This window comes from Providencia stuartii (genome assembly GCF_029277985.1).
GTDB classification, from domain to species: Bacteria; Pseudomonadota; Gammaproteobacteria; order Enterobacterales; family Enterobacteriaceae; genus Providencia; species Providencia zhejiangensis.
Map to the genome: position 1 here is coordinate 1,582,875 of NZ_CP119546.1, position 20,875 is coordinate 1,603,749.

Below are 20,875 nucleotides of genomic sequence, written 5' to 3' on the forward strand. Positions count from 1 at the left end.
ATTCCTTTGAATTAAAATGTACGAATTCGATTAAGAAAACAAAATACGGCATGAGCGGCTATCTGACGCGACGGTGAGCTTTTTTCAGCAGAATCGAGTTTGTTATAGTGCGATTGCAATGGGTCTTCTAGATTTGTGGCGAGTTGGCGCCATGATAAACATGGCACATTTTCAGGTTTGAACTCTGAACCTAGAGTCTGTGGCTCTTTCCCTTGTGGCGTTAAAAAGACAACCGCCCATGGGCGTGACATGGAACGCTGTTCCGCATCCCTACAGTATCGGGCTATTTGTTCCGGCTGTTCATTGGCATCAATTTTTACTTCAATAAATAGGAGAAAATTATCTGCGTCGATTTCTATATCAACACGATTAGTACTATCACCTGTAGGATTGGTTTCAACTTGTACTCGACAATAGCGATGATAATCTTCTGGAATATCATTTCTGTTACATCGTATCATCTGTAGAAGTGTTTGCAGCGGCAATCTACCGAAAGCATGGGTTCCCTCAGGATCAAGAAGCCAAGCAAGGATGGCTGTGTTGCGAATTTCTTTACGTTCAAGGCCTGCTACTTCCCATGGATCAAAAGATAAAGCACGATGTTGTACTAATCTCAATGGTTCAGAAAGTCGGTTGAAAAACTGAGTTAGCTCTGCTGTATTGATATCAATTTTGGGGCGGTTTTTTTCTCTAGCCCAATCGATATTTTTAGGCCATTGCTTAAAAAATTCTGGAATCCAATTTGCCAGAGATGAATCGCGATGTTCCGTTAAGTTATCCATTCGGAATAATTCCTGTTGATGACCTGTGTATTTCAGAGTAATGAACGCTAAGGTTAATACTTTTTCTTACTTATACAATCGATTATGCCAGTAAATAGATAGCTGGTATGGAGTATGAGTAACAAATTGAACTAAGTACCCTAGTCAACACGATATTGCTATACAAGAATATAAGTAACTATAATCAGCTGGGTTGTCATTAAGTTAGGGAAATAATTAAGATTCCTATGGAATATCAATTCAAATCATACAGTCAGGGTAACAAGAACAAAATAATTTGTGTTTACTGTGGCGTTGTTCTTGTTGTCATTTGGATGGCATTCATGTATTGGTCAATAATATTAGGCCATAGAACAGTTATGTTTGAATGGTTTCCTCAATGGACTATTTCTATTACGTTTGCTTCTATTGTAAGTGTAATTGGTGGAATTTGGAGCATTTTACGTCGTCCGTTAAAAAGCGCATTTAAAAATTTTCTATGGTCTGGGTTCGCTGGTTTTATGTTAATCGTTCCTGTGTTTGATGTACTGACGTATTTACTAACAAACAAAACCATTCGCTACCAAACAGAATATGAAATCACATCACCGGGCCCTAGTACTAGCCGATTTAGTCGATGTGATCACGGTATATGGATAAAAGAAACCTATACTGAACAATGGAAATTACTTTGTATTAGCAATCCAAAATCGAAAACCAAAGAAAACACAGGTATGGTATGGGTTACAACAAAAACGGGCCCTATCGGCGCATATATTGTTGATTACCAGTTTTCTCCTTTGAATCTTTAACTCTGATTTACCTTTATACTAAATGCAATTTTGATTCGTAGTGACTAGATTGTTTTAGCGTGTATTTACCTTGCATGGAAGTGAATATTATCAATTACGGATAACGAGAGGGATTATGTTACAACAAGATAGCCTTAAACAAGATGTTATTGCATCTGTAAAAAAATCATTAAATATTGAACATTTTTACCACAGAATTAGACCTGATATTTCGCCATTCATTAGTGCAACGTCGAAGTTATTACTCAAAAACCTTGATGAGTGGGAACGTATAATTCGTTGGCAGATTGATGCATTTCTCCTGCAAAATAACGCTCTACTGACTAAAGTTAATAGCCAATTAATTGGCTCTCTCAGATGGCTGGATTTATGTAATGCTGATGGCTTCAAGCGAGAGCGAGCACTAAAGATGCTGACGGGTGGTGCACCAAACAGTTTTTTACTTGCTTTGATGTTTCGAAAACTGAATGACTGGGTGCCTGAAGTCAGAGTTGCTGCACGTAATGCATTGCCATTAATTGCGGAAAAAACAGACCCAGAGATTATCGTTGATGTGTTATTTATCATGCTTCCCTATTGGAACTCGTGGGGAAGGATAGGGGATGATGAAAAACAAATTCTATTGAGTATTATTGCAATGAATAAAGTTGCAGAATCTCTTAAAAATCGACTGATATTATCTACTTCAGGACCCGCTGCTACCATATTTGCACAGGCTGGTCGTGTTGATGTATTAGATAAATTTCTGACTGAAATTGCTGAATTATCGGTGCAGCCTGCCTTGCGAGCTAAAGCATATCGTTGCTTATTAGAAAGCAAATTTGTTTGGGCTGAAGGATGTGAATTTAAATGGATAGACAAAAGGTATGGCATACAGCAACGAACTCCTGTTTTAAGAGAAAGAAGAATAGAGACTAAAATTCCTTTTATTGAGTATTTAAAAATGGCGGTAATTGATCGTTCTCCTATGGTTCGCCGTATTGCTGGAGAAATGCTAATCAAGCAGCTAGAAAATATTGGGGATGATGCATTTAAATTAGCAGAATTGCTGGCATCCGATAAAACAGCCGCAGTAGCAGAACGAGGCCTGTTTGCATTGAAAGATTTAGCTAAGCAGACATAAATATATAACCATGTTCCAGTGGCGATTTAAATCACCACCAAACCTATTCATAATTATTTCTGGCTATAGCTAATACTCCGTGAATTGCATTGTAGTGTTTTTAGCGTTTTGTCGTTAAGTAACTTAGCCTATTCATTAATGCAGTTCGGTCTAGTTCAAACGTTAATGAATTTTGATTTAAGCAATACCTACTGTTAGCTGGGTAGTGGACTAATGAGACAGTGGCTATTCAGTATTAGCTCCGCCGCTTGAGTAGTCTTTACTGTGATTGTTCTACTCATTCTATACCTTATACATGCACTATTAGCTCAACTCGATATAATAGTTTCATTTCCGGCAATTTAAGTGCCAATATTTTCGTTAAAAAGTCTAAGCCATGGCAATTTTTGATATTGAAAAAGATGAATTACTTGGGCTATCTGATGTTCAGTTAGAAGAACTAATCGCTCGTCTTTCAGAGGCAGAAGTAGCAGCACATGGTCATAGCCCTGCTAGAGTTAATTGGTCCGGCTCAATCAATGCTCCAGATGATGGTATTGATGTTCATGTTAATATTCCTGTAGCGCAATTAACTACAGGGTTTCTTGAAAGGCCGAATACGATCCTTCAATCAAAAAAACACTCAATGTCGAGAACGGCTATTACAAAAGAAATGGTTATTGATGGTGAATTGTCATCAACGATTTCTTTATTAGCCGCACAAGGGGGAAGTTACATTATTGTCAGCTTAGCTGATGATTGTTCTCCTCCAATGCTAAAAGATCGTATTGAAGCCATGCAGGATGCAGTGAGCAGAGATCCTAATGGCAGTAATTTGCATTTATGCTTCTTTGACCGTTCTAAATTAACTCAGTGGGTGCGCCAACATCCGTCAGTGATGTTATGGGTGAAAAGGAAGTTGGGTCGAGGATACTCTGGCTGGCAGCCGTATGGGGCATGGAGCAATCCACCGCAAGGAGCTGAAGATACTATAATTTTCGCACAAGGTGTGAAGATCTCATTGCCATCAGGAAAAGGTCAGAATCTTAGTATTGAAGATGCAATCGGACCGATGAGAGACCTTGTACGAACGACTAATAAAGCAATTCGTATTACTGGGTTATCTGGGGTAGGAAAAACGCGTATCGTACAGGCGCTTTTTGATGAAACTGTAGATACAGTTGGAACAGATGCTCTTGATAGAACAATTGCTGTTTATGTCGATACTGGTGCTGAACCAGAGCCGTCGGCTACAGTCATGTTGGAGAGGCTTATTTCTGAAAACCGACATTCAATTATGATCCTTGATAATTGTCCATCAGACCTCCATGCAGATTTGGCTAAAAGGGTTTCTACTGCATGTGACAATGTAAAACTCATTACTATTGAGTACGATATTAGGGATGATAAGCCACAGACCACAGAGGTAATTCACATAGAGACAGTTGGACCCGAAGTCGCTGAAAAATTACTGCTCCGTCGTTTTCCTAATATAGGCCAGAATAATGCCCGTAGGATTGCAGAGTTTGCAGATGGTAATGCAAGAGTCTCTTTGGCAATAGCGGAGAGGGTGGAAGAGGGGGAAAGTTTGGCTCAACTATCCGACGCTCAATTGTTTAACCGTTTATTCGATCAGCGTAATCACCAAAATGATGATTTAAGGGAGCAAGCTGAAATATTATCTTTAGTATATTCATTTTCGATTTTTGATCCCGATGTAGGGCGAAGTGAATTAGAAGTATTGGGCTCTCTTTCTGGGTATTCTAAAAACCAATTATTCCGCACAGTCAAAAAATTAATAGATAGGCATATTGTACAAAAAAGAGCTCATTGGCGAGCTATTTTACCTCATGCTATTGCGAACAGATTAGCATCGTCAGCACTTGATAGTATCCCCACCGAACAGCTTAGGGCAACCTTTGAAGCATCGAACAATCAACGTTTATTAATGTCATTTGCTCATCGATTAGGGTTGTTACATGACCATCCTGTCGCCATCGAGATTGTTGAAAGTTGGTTACAACCTGAAGGACTGTTAGGGAAAATTCTAGAGCTAGATGATTCACAAATAAGGATGTTGGAATATATCGCTCCAGTGGCACCTGATACGTTATTGAACCGAATTCAGGTAGAACTCATTGACTCTAATTTCAACGAATTAAAGCGTTATGACTCTCGTCGAATAACGACTATCAAACTATTGCAAGCATTAGCTTATGAGCCTAGAAACTTTGTGCAATGTGCTAAATTGTTAATTCGAATTGCAGATAATGAAAAAGAAAGTAATAACCACGATGATGCAGGGCAAAAGCTCACTAAATTCTTTCAGGCATATTTATCAGGCACCCATGCTTCTATAGAGCAGCGTATTGAGATTATGAATGAATGCCTCACTTCAGATATCATTGCTCGTAGATCTTTAGGGCTTAAAATGCTTTCAACTGCTCTTGATGATGGTTTATGGTCAGGTATTGGGTTGTATGAATTTGGTGCTAAGCCTAGAGATTTTGGATTCGAACCTGACTACGATGAATTGGTTGAGTGGCGTCATACTTTTATTAATTTTGCATTACAATTAGGGATCTCAAGTGATCTTGAGTTGAAAAACTGTGCTCGACAAATTCTGGCGAATCAGTTTAGAGGAATGTGGTTTCAAGAAGCAATGAGAGAAATACTTATCGATGTAGCTCGTAAATTGCATAATGACTCTCCTTGGGGAGAAGGTTGGAAGGCGATCCGTTCAGTTATTTATTTTGATTACTCTAAGAGCCAAGATAGTCAAAATTTAAAACAGATACCAGATAATCTCGTGGCCTTAGAGAAAGAGTTAGAGCCTAATAGCTTAATTTCAAAAACAATAACATTTGTTTTCAGTGGAGGACGGGATTATTGGGCTCTTGATAATGATTTTAATCATAGTTCTGGAGATAAATATACTGACGCTAGAAAACGGCTTGACGCTAATGCTCAACGACTAGGTGAACTTTTTGCTATTTCAAATCATAAGCTCCATGAGCTAGGCTCTAATTTATTTTCTGCTGATTGGATGCCATATCGAATAGCTTTTGGTACAGGATTAGCGAAAGGAGCATACGATCAGAAAATCTATTGGCAGAATCTTGTTGATGAGTTGAAGAAACATCCCGAAATTAATAAAGATTTCTCAGTTTTTAAGGGATTTATTGACGAAGTTGATTCTGTAAATAGAGAGCTAGCGCAGGAATTTCTTGAACAGTGCGCAAAACATAATGAACTCAAAAACGTTTTAGTTGCTCTACATCCACAACGAGAATTTACAGTTAATGATCTGAATCGCTGTATGACAATTTTGGATGATCCAGATATCAGGCCAATCATGTATGGACCGATTTTGTGGAGGAAGGAATATGGAGATTTACCAAAAGAGTGCATTCTTGACCTTACTTCAAGGCTTTTAAGAAAACCAAATGGTGATGATGTAGTTTTAGATGGCCTTAGCATGAGGTTACATGACGAAGATGAAGCAATCGATACTCTTGGTGCTGAATTTAGATTACTTGGTCTGAAAGCTGGAATATCGCGACTTAAGAGGAATGATAATGACTCTGGCGGTATGAGCGATTATAACATGGAGCATGTGATTAATGCTGCTTTACGTTTTGATGGTAACGAATCGGAAAAACTAGAGTGGTTAAATACTATTTTTGATGTAATTGACAATAGCTATGGTTGTCTTTACTCATTTGAAAATGTTATTGGGAAGACAGCTTCATTGATGCCAGAAGAATTTCTTAGTCGTGTTTTTAAGGGAACGGATAGGCAAAAACAGTCACGATTATATTTTATCCGTAGTGATGATAGGAATGGATCTGCTCTTGAAAAAATAGATAAGAATGTACTACTTGAATGGTGCTGTTACAAAAATGATAGCAGTATATTTGCGGCTGTAGCGACGGGCATAAACCTTTGGGTAAAAGATGAGATTACATCAGCAACGATCTTGTCTGAGGTGGCAATCAAATTATTAGAACTAGCACCTGAACCAAAAATTGTTTTAGAAGCTTTTGCTGCGCGTACAGCTCCTTCTAGTTGGTCTGGTAGTCTGGCAAATATAATGCAATCTAGAGCAGATGCAATTAGCCAGCTAATTACCCATGAGCGTACCGACATTTCTATAGCTACAAAGTCGGTGAATGAAAAACTGATTCACTGGATAGAGAATGAAAGAGTCCGTGAACGTAAGGATGCTGAAGGACGTGAACAGCGATTTGAATAAACAGGATATAGAAAAGTTGCTTAAGACATTTCATATACGGTTCATTGCTCAATTCAATTACTTAATTCACAGGGTATAACTGGCCCTGCTTGAGGTAAATATATTACTCAATTAATCAGGTGGATAAATATTGGCATGAGGTAATGCTAAGTAAGAGCCGTAGTCAAGAATTGGGTAAGTGATTAACTGCAATTGTATTAGCTCATACCCGAGCAGTGTCGTGCATACTTAAAACTGACAGTCAGCTCTGAGCGAAGAGCGGACAGTATTGGAAACCGATCCTAGCCTACATTCTATACATAGAGTAACGGAGCCTTATAGGCATAAAAATATTATAAATTTTTATGCTCTTTAGTTTAAAATTAGCATGGTATCCGTGTCGATAAGAGCAGCATGTTTTCATGCCTCTCGAAGCCATTTTTTATGTAAAATGATTCCGCTGGATAGCCATGTTCAGTGTGCAGAAGAATGGCATTAAGATTTTTAGCGCGCATATCTTCTCTTATATATGCCATAAATAATGACCCAACCCCTCTATTTTGATAATCATACCCAACAAAGAAATCATCAATATAATATTCCATGCCTTCAGGCCAAGGTTTCTGAAAACCAATTGAAACCGCAACAATACGAGAGTCTAAGATGGCGACATATCCAAGAAAATAATTATTCTTCAGATGATTTGAAATAAACTCTTTCACTGGTTTAGCTGATGGGTATAGTTCATTCCACGGAGGAGCTTGATATGTTTGTATATACAAATCAGTTATTTCATTAATATCGTCAAGAAACAGATTGCGAAAGTTTAGGTTCATAGGAAACTCATTGATTATAATGTAATAAATATATGATTATAAGGTGATTTTCATTTTGGGTATAAGTCTGTCTGGTATTGAGCCTGACGGAGTTCTACACATTGTTATCGCACCCATTTTTATGTAAAAATTTTCAGCGTTGGGGTCTGCATCTAAAGTTAATTCTTTTATGTTCAGCCTTCGCGCTTGTTCCAATCCTGCGTCATATAAAGCTTTACCAATTCCCAATCCAATGAATGAAGGGTCAATAAATAACTTTTCTAATTCTCCGCTTTCAGAGTCTTCATCAAATCTGAGTTGAATAAAGCCACAGTATTTGCCATTAATTTTGGCTACTAAAATTAAATAGTGAGCGAAATCATCCGGTTTTAATGTAAGCTCATCACGGCACATTTCAATAAAATTATCACTATATCCCCAATATTTTTTAGATCTCAATGATAGTGTTGTCAGTACATTTGCCTCACTGGCATTTGCTATATCAATAATGAAAGACATATAGTGCTTTCCCTGTTTTTAGCTTGATTGAGGGGGTAATTATCCCGTTTTCCTCAGGGATTTTTAGTAGAATGATGTTGCGCGCCCATTGCTAGGTCATTCAGAGTTTTATTCGTTTTGGTATCAACATATTATTTATCAAAAGCGGCGGGATGAATATGCACTGGCGCGCGACCATGCCGCATATGGTACAGGGTATTGGTGTAAAATAAACTTTTACAGTCCGCTGTGAGCGATAAAGGGATGCTACTTTTATATAATGTCCGCTTCTGGCACATAGCTGACGTCTGGATGATGTATAGATCTACGTAGTCATAGTGCCAGTTCAAATTCGAACTGGCGCACAAATTACCCAACTAGTGATATCCCTCTTATCCCGCCTTCAATAATACTTCCCCTATCAGCCGATTCAATAAAATCAGCCCACCATTGCATCATAGGGCGTCTTTGTTCTAAGTAGTCACTGCGGTTATAAGCACGTCTAACTTCGTTTTTGTCAACGTGGGCGAGGGCGGCTTCTATGACATCAGGAGGAAAGCCTTGCTCATTCAGGGCAGTGCTGGCAATTGAGCGAAGACCGTGTGAAACAAGTACACCTCCGAATCCAGCGCGTTTTAATGCAGCATTGACGGTTTGGCTATTCATTGGCTGAGTAGGCTTGATACGGCTAGGGAAGATAAATTCACGATTACCACTTAATGGTTTCATTAGCTCTAAAATAGCCAAAGCAGCGTCAGATAACGGAACGGTATGTTCGCGATTCATTTTCATTCTAGCAGCGGGTATCTTCCATTCCTTGGTTTCAAAGTTGATTTCGTCCCAATGGACCTCAGCGGCTTCGGCAGGGCGGGAGATAGTGAGCAGCTGCCACATGAACAAGCATCGCGTTGACATACTGATACTTGCTATACGCATTGTTTGCATTAACTGTGGAAGCTGATCCGGACGGATACTTGGCATGTTTTTCTTTTGCGGTTTCTCGAACGTTTTTCCGATATTTACACTGGGAACTGCATCAATCAGGCCTGTGTTCTGCGCATAAATCATGACTTCGTTAATACGCTGACAAAGGCGGCGAACAGTCTCTAATGCACCTCTGGCCTGAACCGGCTGAACAGCTTTAACCAGAGTATGAGCCTTAATCTCAGTGACGCTGATATCACCGATTGCTGGGAAAACATCTCTCTCAAGCGAGCGCCAGATATCGTCGGCATAGTCCTCTGTTACGCTGGCTTTCTTCACATTCCACCAACGCTCGGCAACTAACAAGAAGGTGTTGGTTTTGGCCTCTTGAGAATTCCTCACCTGTTCTTTCTGGTGTTCCTGAGGATCAATATCTTTTGCCAACAAAACTCGAGATTCAGCTCTGAGTTTACGCGCATGAGAAAGGGAGACAGCAGGGTAGGCACCGAAGCTCTGCTTGGTTCGCTGTTTGGTTAGAGGCCGATAGTAACGGAACTGCCAGAGCTTACTACCGCTGGACTTTATTAACAGGGTCAGCCCATCACCATCATAAAGCTGGTAATCGGCATCTTTAGGTTTGGCGGCTTTGATTTCCGTATCGGTTAACGGCTTGGTTTTTCTTGCCATGGGGAGTCTCCATGCGTTTAGGCCCAACGAAAACAATAGAGCTTTTCGTTGGGCCTATCAATGGGCCTAAAAGGTTCGGATTTAATTAGTTCTCTTCGGACTTCGCGGGACAAATTGAAGGCACAAAAAAGCCCGCAGGGCTTGTGCCGTGCGGGCTCTTAGGACTTCATCGGATGACTCTGGTAATCACCGATGGAGAATTTTGGTGGAGCTGGCGGGAGTTGAACCCGCGTCCGAAATTTCTACATCCTCGGTACTACATGCTTAGTCTAGTCTTTAAATTCATTTGCCAGCTGCGGACAGACACGCCACTAACAAACTATCCTGATTAAATTTAACGCTTCAACCCCAGGCAAGGCATCCACGCGATCTCTTTTAGGTTTGACCTCTCTTGATCCCCGTCCTAAGAGCGGAGGCTAGGGAGAGAGGGCTCTATGCAGGTTATTAAGCTGCTAGTGCGTAGTTTTCGTCGTTTGCGACTATTTTTTTGCGGCTTTTATCGAGGCCAACCGCCCCTCGGCATGCACCTTGGGTTTCGCAAATCCCGTCGAATCCAGAATCAGCCCCAAGTTGTTGAACGCAGTATAACAGAAAAATACTCTAAAAAGCTAGAACTTAGCGATTAGAATGTTTCATTATACGTGCTTTATCTAATTGCCACTCACGTTCTTTAATATCAGAACGTTTGTCATGCGCCTTTTTACCTTTTGCTACGCCAATTTTGACTTTGCACCAAGCATTTTTCCAATAAAGGGAAAGGGCGATGACCGTATAGCCTTCACGGTTAACACGACCATAAAGGGTGTCTAATTCTCGTTGGTTTAGTAACAACTTCCTGCTACGTGTCGGATCACAGACAACGTGAGATGATGCTACATTCAGTGGTGTGATATTTGCACCAAATAAATAAGCTTCACCATCTCTGAGTAAGACATAGCTATCACCAATGTTAGCTTTGCCAGCACGTAGTGATTTTACTTCCCAACCTTGTAAGGACAGGCCAGCCTCGAACTCTTCTTCGATAGAATATTCGTGGCGAGCACGTTTGTTCAAGGCAATAGTTGCCGAACCAGGTTTATAAGCTTTTTTCTTTGTCATAGTTTGTTCATTATACTGTAAGCTGAAGTTAAATAAATCTTTCTACGTTTAAAAATGTGCCGATTGTGCAATTATTGTGCTTAAGGCGTTTTGTTTTTTGTTTAACCAATCAATAGTGGTATTATATGTGCAGTTTTTGGGGATAGGAATTGATATGCCACAGATTAGTCGCTCTGCGTTAGTGCCATTTAGCGCAGAACAAATGTATAAACTTGTTAATGATGTTATTGCATATCCAAGTTTTTTGCCTGGATGTGTTGGTAGTCGGGTGATTAGTCATAGTGATGATGAGATGACGGCCTCTGTAGAGGTTTCAAAAGCAGGTATTAGTAAAACGTTCATAACCAAAAATGTATTAGAGGATAACAAAGGTATCCACATGCAATTGGTTGAAGGGCCTTTTCGAAAGCTAACAGGGGGATGGCGTTTTATACCGTTAAGCTCGGATGCGTGTAAGATTGAATTTCACCTTGATTTTGAGTTTACGAATAAGCTGATTGAACTTGCTTTTGGCAAAATCTTTAAAGAATTAGCGAATAACATGGTTCAGGCATTCACGCTCAGAGCAAAGGATGTTTATAGTGTCTGAGTTAAACGTTGAAGTCACTTATGCTTTACCTGAGAAGCAATATCTACTGTCGGTCAATGTCGCTGAAGGGGCAACGGTTGAAGATGCGATTATTGCTTCAGGTATTCTTGCACTACGAGCAGATATTGACCTGAAAAAAAATAAAGTTGGTATCTATAGTCGCCCGGTAAAGCTAAGCGATACATTGAAAGACGGGGACCGTGTTGAAATTTATCGGCCACTGATTGCTGACCCTAAAGAGTTACGCCGTAAAAGAGCTGAAAAATCGAAAGATAACAAAAAATAGTGACTGTTTTTTGTTCCTTCTATTAAACCGAGAGTTCTCTCGGTTTTTTATTGTCCGCTGTAAACCACCAGCTAAGGTGATGATTGAGCCTGTGAGGCTATAGTCTGAAAGAAACCCCATGTCAGAAAACATCCTCTCATTCACCACAAGTACAAAGGAAATCACACGGGTTTTATACACAGTTCATCACATGGTATTGGCACTGCACATATCATCGAGTTTGGATACCTAAATATCGTTATAAGATGTTGAAAGATAAAGTAGTTAAGGCGCTTTATAGAACAATTTATATTCTCTGTAATATGAAGGACTGTGAAGCGCTAGCGCTAAATGTTCAGTCAGACCTTGTCCATTCATCGGTAAGTATAAAGTTGTTTCTCTGTTCGGCACCTTAGATGCGATGAGTGAACATTTACATCTAGCTATCTCAGATGAAAATAGCCATGTTCAAGGTGGGCATATGATGAACGGTTGTACCGTTAGAACAACCTTAGAATGAGTCATTGAAGAGTGAGATAACATCACCTTCACTCGAGAATATTATCAAAATGATTTGATCGAGGTGAGGCTGGTTAAAATTGTAATAACTACCTGTATTTATTGATGGCAGGTAGCTATTACAAATTGAGCGAAAAATAGCCAGCCGATGTAAGCTAGCTATTATTTATTAGTCAATTACTGACTTAGCATTTTTTTAGCAGGAGCTGGTTGCTCAGTAGTCGGCATACTGGGCTCTGCTGGGCTAGTAGCAGGTGCTGGCTCAGCAGAAGCTGGTTCAGATGGTGAACTTTCAATTTCTTTGGCTTCCATCGCTTCTTGCTCTGCAAGATTTTTCTCATTTTTGATCTCAGTAAGGATACCGTTGCGATCAAAAGTTAAGGTCAGCGTTTCTTGCTTAACAGGGTCATGACCAAGCTCTTGGCGGAAAACATAGTACCAAGTTTGAGTACCAAACGGGTCGGTTAACATTGGTGTGCCCAAAGTATAAGCGACCTGTTGCTGAGTCATTCCTTTTTGGATCTTAGCAACATCTTTCGCTGTCAGGTAATTACCTTGGTTAATGTCAGGATGATAGACCAAACGTTCCATCATTGAACAGCCCGTGGACATTAATGCGAGTGATAGTGCAGCAGCAGTTAACAGTTTATAACGCATGGATATCTCATTCCTTTTGGAGTCAGAACATCAATGATAATCGACATTGATACAATTTAAAACCTTCCGTATTGACTCTAAGACCATAGGAGAGCAAAAAAGTTGTCAAAATTTATGCTGCGAGTAATTCTTTTGCATTCGCCAGTGTATTTTTGGTCACTTCGCTGCCCGCTAATAAACGTGCAAGTTCTTGTAAACGTGATTTTTTATCTAGCAATTGCATCCGAGTTTCTGTTTCTACGCCATTTGTTTCTTTGCTGACATAAAAATGTTGGTGTCCACACCCTGCAACTTGAGGTAAATGTGTAACGCACATGACTTGAGTGGATTCACCTAATTCACGGAGTAGTCGACCAACAATAGCGGCGGTAGGGCCACTAATTCCGACATCAACTTCATCGAAAATCAGGGCTGGTGTATCCATTTTTTTCGCGGTGATCACTTGGATTGCTAAGGCAATACGTGATAACTCGCCCCCTGACGCAACTTTCGCGAGTGATTGATGCGGTTGCCCTGGGTTTGTTGTGACGTTAAACGCGACTTTGCTTGCACCATCGATTTGTAAATGGTCGGGGGTGAATGTGACATCGATGGTGAAGCGACCATGGGGCATGGAGAGTTGATGCATACTATTTGTGATCAACTGACTGAGCTCTTGGGCATACTCGACACGAACCTGATGTAGCTGTTGAGCGCAGGCAAGCGCATGTTGATGGTCTCGGCGTACTTGTTCACTGAGCATTTCACAGTCATCATTTTGCTCCGCAGTCTTTTGCTGTTCATCTAATAATTGCTGGTATAGCTCAGGTAGCGCTTCAGGCATAATGTGGTGCTTACGAGCAAGATGAATTTGCTTTGAGATACGTTGTTCAAGTTCATACAAACGATTAGGATCTAGTTCATATTGATCACAATAATGCCTTAGTTCATCGCTTGCTTCACTCACTTGAATAGAGGCTTCCTCGAGCATATCCAACAAGCTAGAAAACTTAGTATCCAGAGTGGCTAACTCAGTTAACTCATGTTTTGCGCTATTTAGTAAACTTAAAATATTAACGCCATCATTTTCGGACATAATCTGCATTGCATTTTGTCCGAGTGTTAAAAATTGCCCATAATTAGCTAGCTGTTTATATTCTTGTTCAATACTTTCAAATTCCCCTTGGACAGGGTTAAACTCATTTAACTCTTTTAAATGATACTCCAAAAGCTGTTGGCGTGATTCACGCTCCTGCATCTGTTTTTGAAACATGGCGAGTTGTTGGCAGGAGTGATGCCATTGTTGCCAAGCCTGTTTCATATTAGCAAGTTGTGCTTGCTGATTTGCATAAGCATCCAGTAATGATTTTTGGTGTGTATTATCTAAGAGGAGTTGATGCGCGTGCTGGCCATGAATTTGGATCAGTAAGGCACCCAGCTCACGTAATTGAGAAAGAGGGACAGCAGTACCATTGATAAAACCACGAGAGCGGCCATCTAACGTGATCGTACGCCGTAAGAGGCATTCATTATGATTATCCAGTTCGTGAGCGATAAGCCATTTAGCCGCCATATCGGCATCCACTAAGGAAAAACGCGCACATAAGTCAGCTCGTTGTGCGCCAGGGCGGACCATATTCGCATCACCCCGGTTACCTAAGCACAGACCAAGTGCATCAATAGCGATAGATTTACCTGCACCAGTTTCACCTGTAATTGTGGTCATACCGCTACGGAAATCAATTTCCAGATCACGAACGATAGCAAAATTATTAATGGTAAGTTGGGTAAGCATCTGCGCTCTCCTGTAAAAATACACACCTGTGTTTGTATACAGTGTATCCTGTTTTTTTATACAGTAAAGAGGCAGATGAAAAAAATTAGAAAGTTTTTTTAGCCCAACCCAATTTTGAACTTAATGTATTGAAATAATTGTAATCTTTAGGGTGAATGAGATTAAGGCTTTTGTTACTACGCTGTATAACAACCTCTTCACCATCTTGGATGGGTAACATAATTTGGCTATCACAACTCACTTCATAGTCAATGTTACTACGTAAAAATTTAAGTCGGATACGGCTGTCACTGCTGATAACCAGTGGGCGTGATGACAGGGTATGAGGAAACATCGGAACGAGTACAATCGCATCTAAATTAGGTGTCAGAATAGGCCCTCCGGCAGAGAGCGAATATGCTGTCGACCCCGTTGGTGTGGCAATGATTAGGCCATCTGAGCGTTGTGAAAAGGCAAAACGATCATCAATATAGACTTCAAACTCAATCATATGAGCAACTTTGCCGGGGTGGAGAACCACTTCATTAATCGCGCTACTTTTACGCGCTTTTTGGTTTGGTTTGATGACTTGAGCTTCAAGTAAAAAACGCTGCTCTTCTCGGTATTCACCATCAAGAACCCGTGAAAGTTGTTGCAAAGCGTTGTCTGGGTCAAGGTCGGTAAGGAAACCAAGATTGCCGCGGTTGATACCAATCACTTTGTTATTGTAACGGGATAAAATTCGGGCGGCTCCCAGCATGTTGCCATCGCCTCCAACAACAATCACTAAGTCTGCTTGTTGACCGATCTCTGTTAAGTTTCCCGTATTCGCATTTTGGAGTTTTAAATCTTTGGCAACTTGCTTATCAATAATGGCGTGATAATTTTTAGATAATAGCCAATTATAGATTAATTCATGGGTAGCCAAAGCTTCGGGGTGGCGTGGGTGACCAACGATACCGATGGTTCGAAAAATGGTTTGGTGCGTGCTTTTATCCTGACGCATAATTTTTTGGCCTCTCATTGCATGACGTCCCTTGAATCCCTGTTTTATATCCCCATAATACTCTAATAAATGGGATTAATGCTAAATACGCGGAGATATTCATGAGTAGTAAAGAACAAAACATGCATGATGAGCAAGCCCCTGAGCTGAATGAAGTCCAAAAATCGGAGTCAGAGCAAGAGCAAGAAGCGCAGCAGGCTGAGTCACAGGCAGAGGTGCAAGCGTTAGCAGCGCGTATTGCTGAGCTTGAAGAACAACTCGCAGCTTCACAAAAAGTTGAGCGTGAAGCGATGTTACGTGCGCAAGCTGAAATTGAGAATATTCGTCGCCGTACAGAACAAGATATCGAAAAAGCACATAAATTTGCGCTTGAGAAGTTTTCTAACGAGTTATTGCCTGTTATCGATAATTTAGAGCGCGCAATTGATGCCGCGGATCACGAAAGTGAAACGTCGAAGGCGATGTTAGAGGGCTTAGATTTGACACTGAAATCATTTTTAAATGCTGTAGGTAAATTCGGCATTGAAGTGGTTGGTGAATCTAATGTGGCATTTAACCCTGAAATACATCAGGCTATGACGATGATTGAGTCGCCTGATCATCAACCAAACCATGTTATTGACGTGATGCAGAAGGGCTATCTATTAAACGGTCGTTTGTTAAGACCGGCAATGGTTATCGTCTCTAAATAAGGTCGCGTGAATGATGAAACCGGGTCACTTATGTGTTACCCGGTTTTTTTATGGCGATAAAACGTCACGCTTCAATGACGGGAGTCCAATCTATTGGTGTGAGGCCTTGTTGTTGTAGCAGCGCATTCGTTTGTGAAAAGTGTCCACATCCCAAAAAGCCACGATGCGCAGAGAGTGGAGAAGGGTGCGGTGCTTTTAATACATGATGGCGTTTGGTATTAATGATCTTGCCTTTTTTCTGAGCATGTGAGCCCCATAATAAGAAAATGACCCCCTCTCTGTGCTCATTAATTGCGGCAATCACTTTATCTGTAAATGTTTCCCATCCTAAATGCGCGTGGGAATGCGCATTACCTTGTTCAACCGTTAATACGGTATTGAGTAAAAGCACCCCCTGTTTAGCCCAACTGAGTAAATAACCGTGATCAGGGCGTTTAAAACCTGGGATATCCTTTTCTAACTCTTTATACATATTGACTAATGAAGGGGGTGGCTTAATGCCGGGTAGCACTGAAAAAGATAGGCCATGAGCCTGCCCTGGGCCGTGATAAGGGTCTTGCCCTAAAATGACGACTTTAACGTCAGCGAGCTCGGTATATCTAAAGGCATTAAACACATCTTGTTGAGGCGGATAAATAATTTTTCCGTTTTGACGTTCATTCGCCACATAGGCGAGAGTGTCTTTAAAGTAACTTTGTGTTTTTTCTGAGCCAATAACATCGTGCCAAGTTGGAGTATTTGACATGAAAATTCCTATAACAACCAAATTATAGTTATAAGCTTACTGGTTAAGTTGCGAGAGATAAAGATGAGTTTTCGCTTAAATCATTAAAAAATAGTTTAAAAACAGCAAAAAAAATTGATTTCAATAAATGATAAAAATTGATTTAAAACATGGTGTTGAGTTAATGAGCGTTAATTCCCTCTGGAAATTATTGATAAATATCAAAGAAGCCCTAGGTTCTTGCTGGTATATAATGTGTAGAGAAATTGGTTAGACCAAATATTTAACTGACAGTCAAATGATGGGATTGATCTCAATCCTGCTCGAGCGTGGAGGTCGACATGATTACAGGTATTCAAATTACTAAAACTGACAATGCTGCATTATTAAACTCTTTTTGGTTACTTGATGAAGAGAAAAATGAAGCACGTTGTGTCTGTGCAAAAGCAGATTACAGTGAAGGGCAAATTGTGGCTAAAGATGAACTCGGTGCTTTTGAGTATCGTGAAGTGCCTTTAGAAGTCAAACCAACCGTCCGTGTTGAAGGTGGTCAGCATTTAAACGTCAACGTGTTAAGCCGTGAAACTTTAGAAGATGCGGTTAAAAACCCTGAAAAATACCCACAATTAACGATTCGTGTTTCGGGTTATGCAGTGCGTTTCAACTCATTAACGCCAGAACAACAACGTGATGTTATTACTCGTACTTTCACTGAAAGCCTGTAATAACGATATTGTTCAAGATAAAAGTATTAGCCTATAACTAATTTATAAAGCCATTGAATTCAATGGCTTTTTTATGCCCATCTAACAAAGTACATTCTTTTTCCCTTCTGGATTTTCCCTTTTAATGTTGTTTCCTATCACCATTATTTGGGAGGCTTTATGTCCTCAATTAACCAAAATATGCAAATTGAACCTGATAATCAAATTGCTATGATCCAAGAAATCATCAGCATTTATTTGAAGAAGAAGGGGTCATTGCCACAGTGTGCTCATCAAATGGAGGAGCCAGAACAATTATCATTTCAGCAATTTTTTGGTCGTGATCCACAAAATTATGATTATTTGATGGGGTTAATTGCGTATGGCGCTTATTTTTCGGATTGGGAAAATAGATATGGTGTTGAGCGTCTTAACCATCAGCAACTGAGTGACATTGGCGTTGATCCAAGACTGTTATCTGATAAGGCGACAGGCTTTGAAGCGCATATTTGTCGCATGAATGATTTATATATTATTAGCTTTGCTGGCTCAAATGAGCTCATTGATTTTTATGCGGATATACGGCAAGGGATTGGTTGCTTTGAACCTCAATATTTTCAAGCGGTTAATTTAACTAATGTGTTATTTAACGCGTCAAAAGGAAATATGATCTGTGTCGGTCATTCTTTAGGGGGAGGGCTTGCAACTTTTGCTTCCTTAGCTAGCCAAACCCCCTGTATTGGATATACGCCAGCAGGAATTGCCAAAAATACGTTACGGCAGATTGGGATGGATTATCAAGAAGCGAAAAAAATGGCAGAAAATGGTTTATCGCGTTTTTATGTTGTTCGTTACGATTGGTTAGATTTACTACAATCGCTATCGCCTTTTCCATCCGCATTAGGGAGTCGAATACTGTTAGATTATTATGATGACAGGAAATCATGGCGTGACTGGTTACCTCATCGCATAGTGACTCGTAATTTTATTGCCCATACGATGCCTAAAATACTCAAAATGATGTGTCATTTTGCGCCTTGGTCAAATTATCAAAAGGTTGTTAATGATGATTTTGATAAGCAATTAGAGGAGTTTAGTTGTAACGTATCATCCAGCCATGATCATTATACCGAATGCTGGCAAAACTGTTGTGAAAACAGTATTAGGCAAGGGAATATAACGGAATTTTCAAGATTAGTCGCGATTAGCAATAAAACGGCGCAGTTTGATGAATTAGTCAGTTATACCGTCAGATCAACAGATCCTGAGTTTATGCAAATCTTGCTGAATTCTTTCTATGCCAAGGAAATCAAAAAAACACATTTGGCCGACAATCGAAGCTATTTACACCTTGCTGCTCAATCAGGCAGGTTGGAACAATCGAAAGTGTTGTTGCAAAGCGGATTTGCGGTGAATGTCGTTGATGACTTTGGGAATACACCATTACATGATGCGCTAGGTAGTCATGCGTTATCCGTCGCAGAGTATTTATTAAATAAAGGTGCTGATTGGAGGGTTAAGAATCACCGAGGGTATAACTGTCGCGATGTATTAAAAAATCATATGGTTAAGGCTGACTGGTTATCTTCACAAGGACGTATAATACGCGAAAGATTGATGGCCAAAATGTCGTAATCAAAAAACGGGCCTAAGCCCGTTAAGTCATTTATTCAGATTTTTGATGACTAGGTTCTGAAGCTGTTGTCACGGGTTTACGGCGTTTACCGATGTTCTTTTTATCACGATGACGGACTTTAGCTTTTTTCTTCGATTCTTCTTCTTTTTTCTTTTCTTTACGTTTAGCGAGCACTTTCTTAGATGGTTTTGGTTTGTTCATCATTGATGCAGAAGGTGCTTTAGTTGATGGACGTAAAGAATCGACAACACGCATTTTTATAGGATCTTCAATATAACGTGTCACTTTACCGAATAAAGGGTAATCGTGTGATTCAATCAGTGAAATCGCGGTACCTTTTCGGCCAGCACGACCGGTACGACCAATACGATGCAGATAAACGTCAGCAGTCCGTGGCATATCAAAGTTAAACACATGGCTGACATTTTCGATATCTAAACCTCGAGAGGCCACATCGGTAGCCACAAGAACTTTGACTTGGCCTGAAACTAAACGGCGAACCGCTTCATTACGTTTTGATTGAACCATTTCTCCTTCAAGATAGCAAGGCTCAATACCTGCATCACGTAACCACTGAACAACGTCGCGCACACGTTCACGTTTGCGAACAAACACAATTGATTTCGTCACATCGCTCTGTGCAATGAGATGGCATAACAAGGCGGTTTTGTGTTCTAAATTATCTGCACGATAGTAAAATTGCTGTATTTTTTTCCGTTCGCGGCGGGAAGATTCAGCGTCGATCTCAACGGGGTCTTCCAACAGACGCTCGGAGAAGTCACGAATCGCCTCGCCTTCAAGAGTCGCAGAAAACAGCATCGTTTGCTTACGCCAGCGTGTTTCCCCCGCAATTGTTTCAATATCATTAGCAAAGCCCATGTCGAGCATACGGTCTGCTTCATCAAGAATGAGAATTTCAACAGCACGGCAGTCAAAATTTTCTTCTTTAATGTATTGAAGTAAGCGACCTGTTGTTGCAACAACAATATCTTGGTTTTCGCTAAAGACTTCAGCATGGTTCATATAGGCGACACCACCAGTGATTGTCGCGACATCAAGATGATTATGTGCACATAATTCTTTTGCTTGATCTGCAACCTGCATCGCGAGTTCGCGAGTTGGCGTTAATACAAGAACTCGCGGAGGGCCTGATTTTTTTCTTGGAAAATCAAGTAAATGTTGGATGGCTGGTAGCAAGAATGCCGCGGTTTTCCCTGTACCAGTTGGGGCTGAACCTAAAACGTCACGGCCATCCATCGCCGCAGGGATAGCGGCTGCCTGAATTGCAGTAGGGCGTTCATAGCCTTTATCTGCCAGCGCGTTGATCAGGCTTTCATCTAATTCAAGTTCAGAAAATGTGGTTGCAGTCATGATATACCTCTATTTGGGGCGCTGATTA

At 40.4% G+C, this 20,875-nt stretch carries 19 protein-coding genes, 1 other RNA gene and 2 pseudogenes; 10 read left to right on the forward strand and 12 right to left on the reverse strand.

The window, feature by feature from the left end; all coding sequences use genetic code 11:
* Nucleotides 1–11: 11 nt before the first annotated feature.
* The gene (locus tag P2E05_RS06810; protein WP_154624279.1) at nucleotides 12–782 is read right to left on the reverse strand and encodes a PD-(D/E)XK nuclease family protein; all 771 of its coding nucleotides are present in this window, start codon (nucleotides 780–782) and stop codon (nucleotides 12–14) included.
* Nucleotides 783–1,105: 323 nt separating this feature from the next.
* Here P2E05_RS06810 and P2E05_RS06815 point away from each other — a divergent pair, with 323 nt between their 5' ends.
* Both P2E05_RS06815 and P2E05_RS06820 read left to right on the forward strand, forming a co-directional pair.
* On the forward strand, nucleotides 1,106–1,573 hold the full coding sequence (locus P2E05_RS06815; protein WP_230085887.1) for a hypothetical protein: 468 nt from the start codon (nucleotides 1,106–1,108) through the stop codon (nucleotides 1,571–1,573).
* A gap of 115 nt (nucleotides 1,574–1,688) precedes the next feature.
* A complete protein-coding gene (locus tag P2E05_RS06820) occupies nucleotides 1,689–2,696 on the forward strand; it encodes a hypothetical protein (protein WP_196713333.1) in 1,008 nt (335 codons plus the stop codon).
* A 100-nt stretch (nucleotides 2,697–2,796) separates the two neighbouring features.
* On the opposite strand, the gene P2E05_RS06825 is transcribed toward P2E05_RS06820, so the two are convergent.
* Entirely contained in the window at nucleotides 2,797–2,925 is a 129-nt protein-coding gene (locus tag P2E05_RS06825) for a YagK/YfjJ domain-containing protein (protein ID WP_196713492.1), read from the reverse strand.
* Nucleotides 2,926–3,072: 147 nt separating this feature from the next.
* On the opposite strand from P2E05_RS06825, the gene P2E05_RS06830 reads away from it, so the two are divergent.
* Entirely contained in the window at nucleotides 3,073–6,930 is a 3,858-nt protein-coding gene (locus P2E05_RS06830; protein WP_272657562.1) for a hypothetical protein, read from the forward strand.
* Between the two features lie 362 nt (nucleotides 6,931–7,292).
* On the opposite strand, the gene P2E05_RS06835 is transcribed toward P2E05_RS06830, so the two are convergent.
* The 5 genes from P2E05_RS06835 to smpB form a co-directional block, all read right to left on the reverse strand.
* Nucleotides 7,293–7,745 (reverse strand): GNAT family N-acetyltransferase, encoded by a 453-nt coding sequence (locus P2E05_RS06835; protein ID WP_154624283.1) that lies wholly within the window; start codon nucleotides 7,743–7,745, stop codon nucleotides 7,293–7,295.
* 36 nt (nucleotides 7,746–7,781) lie between these two features.
* Nucleotides 7,782–8,243 (reverse strand): GNAT family N-acetyltransferase, encoded by a 462-nt coding sequence (locus P2E05_RS06840; protein WP_154624284.1) that lies wholly within the window; start codon nucleotides 8,241–8,243, stop codon nucleotides 7,782–7,784.
* Between the two features lie 348 nt (nucleotides 8,244–8,591).
* Nucleotides 8,592–9,833 (reverse strand): integrase, encoded by a 1,242-nt coding sequence (locus tag P2E05_RS06845; RefSeq protein WP_276123067.1) that lies wholly within the window; start codon nucleotides 9,831–9,833, stop codon nucleotides 8,592–8,594.
* Between the two features lie 203 nt (nucleotides 9,834–10,036).
* Nucleotides 10,037–10,400: a transfer-messenger RNA gene (gene ssrA, locus P2E05_RS06850) on the reverse strand.
* Between the two features lie 48 nt (nucleotides 10,401–10,448).
* Entirely contained in the window at nucleotides 10,449–10,931 is a 483-nt protein-coding gene (gene smpB, locus P2E05_RS06855; protein WP_154624285.1) for an SsrA-binding protein SmpB, read from the reverse strand.
* A 154-nt stretch (nucleotides 10,932–11,085) separates the two neighbouring features.
* On the opposite strand from smpB, the gene P2E05_RS06860 reads away from it, so the two are divergent.
* The 4 genes and pseudogenes from P2E05_RS06860 to P2E05_RS06875 all read left to right on the forward strand — a co-directional run.
* Nucleotides 11,086–11,520 (forward strand): type II toxin-antitoxin system RatA family toxin, encoded by a 435-nt coding sequence (locus tag P2E05_RS06860; RefSeq protein WP_154624286.1) that lies wholly within the window; start codon nucleotides 11,086–11,088, stop codon nucleotides 11,518–11,520.
* Nucleotides 11,513–11,806, forward strand: a complete 294-nt coding sequence (locus tag P2E05_RS06865; protein ID WP_163861004.1) for an RnfH family protein — start codon at nucleotides 11,513–11,515, stop codon at nucleotides 11,804–11,806. The genes P2E05_RS06860 and P2E05_RS06865 overlap by 8 nt, the downstream gene beginning before the upstream one ends.
* Before the next feature lie 138 nt (nucleotides 11,807–11,944).
* Nucleotides 11,945–12,174: pseudogene (locus P2E05_RS06870) on the forward strand (transposase); the annotation flags it as partial.
* A pseudogene (locus P2E05_RS06875) lies at nucleotides 12,165–12,302 on the forward strand (PCC domain-containing protein); the annotation flags it as partial. The pseudogenes P2E05_RS06870 and P2E05_RS06875, both read left to right, overlap by 10 nt.
* A 179-nt stretch (nucleotides 12,303–12,481) precedes the next feature.
* Here P2E05_RS06875 and bamE read toward each other — a convergent pair.
* The 3 genes from bamE to nadK form a co-directional block, all read right to left on the reverse strand.
* Complete coding sequence (gene bamE / locus P2E05_RS06880; RefSeq protein WP_154624288.1) at nucleotides 12,482–12,961, reverse strand: outer membrane protein assembly factor BamE; 480 nt, start codon at nucleotides 12,959–12,961, stop codon at nucleotides 12,482–12,484.
* A 112-nt stretch (nucleotides 12,962–13,073) separates the two neighbouring features.
* Nucleotides 13,074–14,735 (reverse strand): DNA repair protein RecN, encoded by a 1,662-nt coding sequence (gene recN, locus P2E05_RS06885; protein ID WP_163861005.1) that lies wholly within the window; start codon nucleotides 14,733–14,735, stop codon nucleotides 13,074–13,076.
* Nucleotides 14,736–14,820: 85 nt separating this feature from the next.
* Entirely contained in the window at nucleotides 14,821–15,720 is a 900-nt protein-coding gene (gene nadK / locus P2E05_RS06890; protein ID WP_195848186.1) for an NAD(+) kinase, read from the reverse strand.
* Between the two features lie 101 nt (nucleotides 15,721–15,821).
* Between nadK and grpE the strand changes: the two genes are divergently transcribed.
* A complete protein-coding gene (gene grpE / locus P2E05_RS06895) occupies nucleotides 15,822–16,412 on the forward strand; it encodes a nucleotide exchange factor GrpE (protein WP_154624291.1) in 591 nt (196 codons plus the stop codon).
* Nucleotides 16,413–16,476: 64 nt separating this feature from the next.
* Here the strand turns inward: grpE and ung are convergent, their stop codons facing one another.
* Nucleotides 16,477–17,157: a uracil-DNA glycosylase gene (gene ung, locus P2E05_RS06900; RefSeq protein ID WP_154624292.1), complete on the reverse strand. Its 681-nt coding sequence runs from the start codon at nucleotides 17,155–17,157 to the stop codon at nucleotides 16,477–16,479.
* Nucleotides 17,158–17,477: 320 nt separating this feature from the next.
* Between ung and grcA the strand changes: the two genes are divergently transcribed.
* Nucleotides 17,478–17,861 carry an autonomous glycyl radical cofactor GrcA gene (gene grcA / locus P2E05_RS06905; RefSeq protein ID WP_154624293.1) on the forward strand — a complete coding sequence of 128 codons (384 nt, stop codon included), beginning with the start codon at nucleotides 17,478–17,480 and terminating at the stop codon, nucleotides 17,859–17,861.
* A gap of 159 nt (nucleotides 17,862–18,020) precedes the next feature.
* The gene (locus tag P2E05_RS06910) at nucleotides 18,021–19,475 is read left to right on the forward strand and encodes an ankyrin repeat domain-containing protein (protein WP_154624294.1); all 1,455 of its coding nucleotides are present in this window, start codon (nucleotides 18,021–18,023) and stop codon (nucleotides 19,473–19,475) included.
* 31 nt (nucleotides 19,476–19,506) lie between these two features.
* On the opposite strand, the gene srmB is transcribed toward P2E05_RS06910, so the two are convergent.
* Nucleotides 19,507–20,847, reverse strand: a complete 1,341-nt coding sequence (srmB, locus tag P2E05_RS06915; RefSeq protein ID WP_276123068.1) for an ATP-dependent RNA helicase SrmB — start codon at nucleotides 20,845–20,847, stop codon at nucleotides 19,507–19,509.
* Nucleotides 20,848–20,875: the final 28 nt, after the last annotated feature.

Bases quoted from the DNA above. Each gene is read 5' to 3' on its own strand.
- P2E05_RS06845 (WP_276123067.1), bottom strand. From the start codon at position 9,833: ATGGCAAGAAAAACCAAGCCGTTAACCGATACGGAAATCAAAGCCGCC.
- P2E05_RS06835 (WP_154624283.1), bottom strand. From the start codon at position 7,745: ATGAACCTAAACTTTCGCAATCTGTTTCTTGACGATATTAATGAAATA.
- ung (WP_154624292.1), bottom strand. From the start codon at position 17,157: ATGTCAAATACTCCAACTTGGCACGATGTTATTGGCTCAGAAAAAACA.
- P2E05_RS06815 (WP_230085887.1), top strand. From the start codon at position 1,106: ATGTATTGGTCAATAATATTAGGCCATAGAACAGTTATGTTTGAATGG.
- bamE (WP_154624288.1), bottom strand. From the start codon at position 12,961: ATGCGTTATAAACTGTTAACTGCTGCTGCACTATCACTCGCATTAATG.
- P2E05_RS06910 (WP_154624294.1), top strand. From the start codon at position 18,021: ATGTCCTCAATTAACCAAAATATGCAAATTGAACCTGATAATCAAATT.
- P2E05_RS06830 (WP_272657562.1), top strand. From the start codon at position 3,073: ATGGCAATTTTTGATATTGAAAAAGATGAATTACTTGGGCTATCTGAT.
- P2E05_RS06840 (WP_154624284.1), bottom strand. From the start codon at position 8,243: ATGTCTTTCATTATTGATATAGCAAATGCCAGTGAGGCAAATGTACTG.
- P2E05_RS06820 (WP_196713333.1), top strand. From the start codon at position 1,689: ATGTTACAACAAGATAGCCTTAAACAAGATGTTATTGCATCTGTAAAA.
- P2E05_RS06810 (WP_154624279.1), bottom strand. From the start codon at position 782: ATGGATAACTTAACGGAACATCGCGATTCATCTCTGGCAAATTGGATT.
- srmB (WP_276123068.1), bottom strand. From the start codon at position 20,847: ATGACTGCAACCACATTTTCTGAACTTGAATTAGATGAAAGCCTGATC.
- nadK (WP_195848186.1), bottom strand. From the start codon at position 15,720: ATGCGTCAGGATAAAAGCACGCACCAAACCATTTTTCGAACCATCGGT.
- smpB (WP_154624285.1), bottom strand. From the start codon at position 10,931: ATGACAAAGAAAAAAGCTTATAAACCTGGTTCGGCAACTATTGCCTTG.
- P2E05_RS06860 (WP_154624286.1), top strand. From the start codon at position 11,086: ATGCCACAGATTAGTCGCTCTGCGTTAGTGCCATTTAGCGCAGAACAA.
- recN (WP_163861005.1), bottom strand. From the start codon at position 14,735: ATGCTTACCCAACTTACCATTAATAATTTTGCTATCGTTCGTGATCTG.
- grpE (WP_154624291.1), top strand. From the start codon at position 15,822: ATGAGTAGTAAAGAACAAAACATGCATGATGAGCAAGCCCCTGAGCTG.
- grcA (WP_154624293.1), top strand. From the start codon at position 17,478: ATGATTACAGGTATTCAAATTACTAAAACTGACAATGCTGCATTATTA.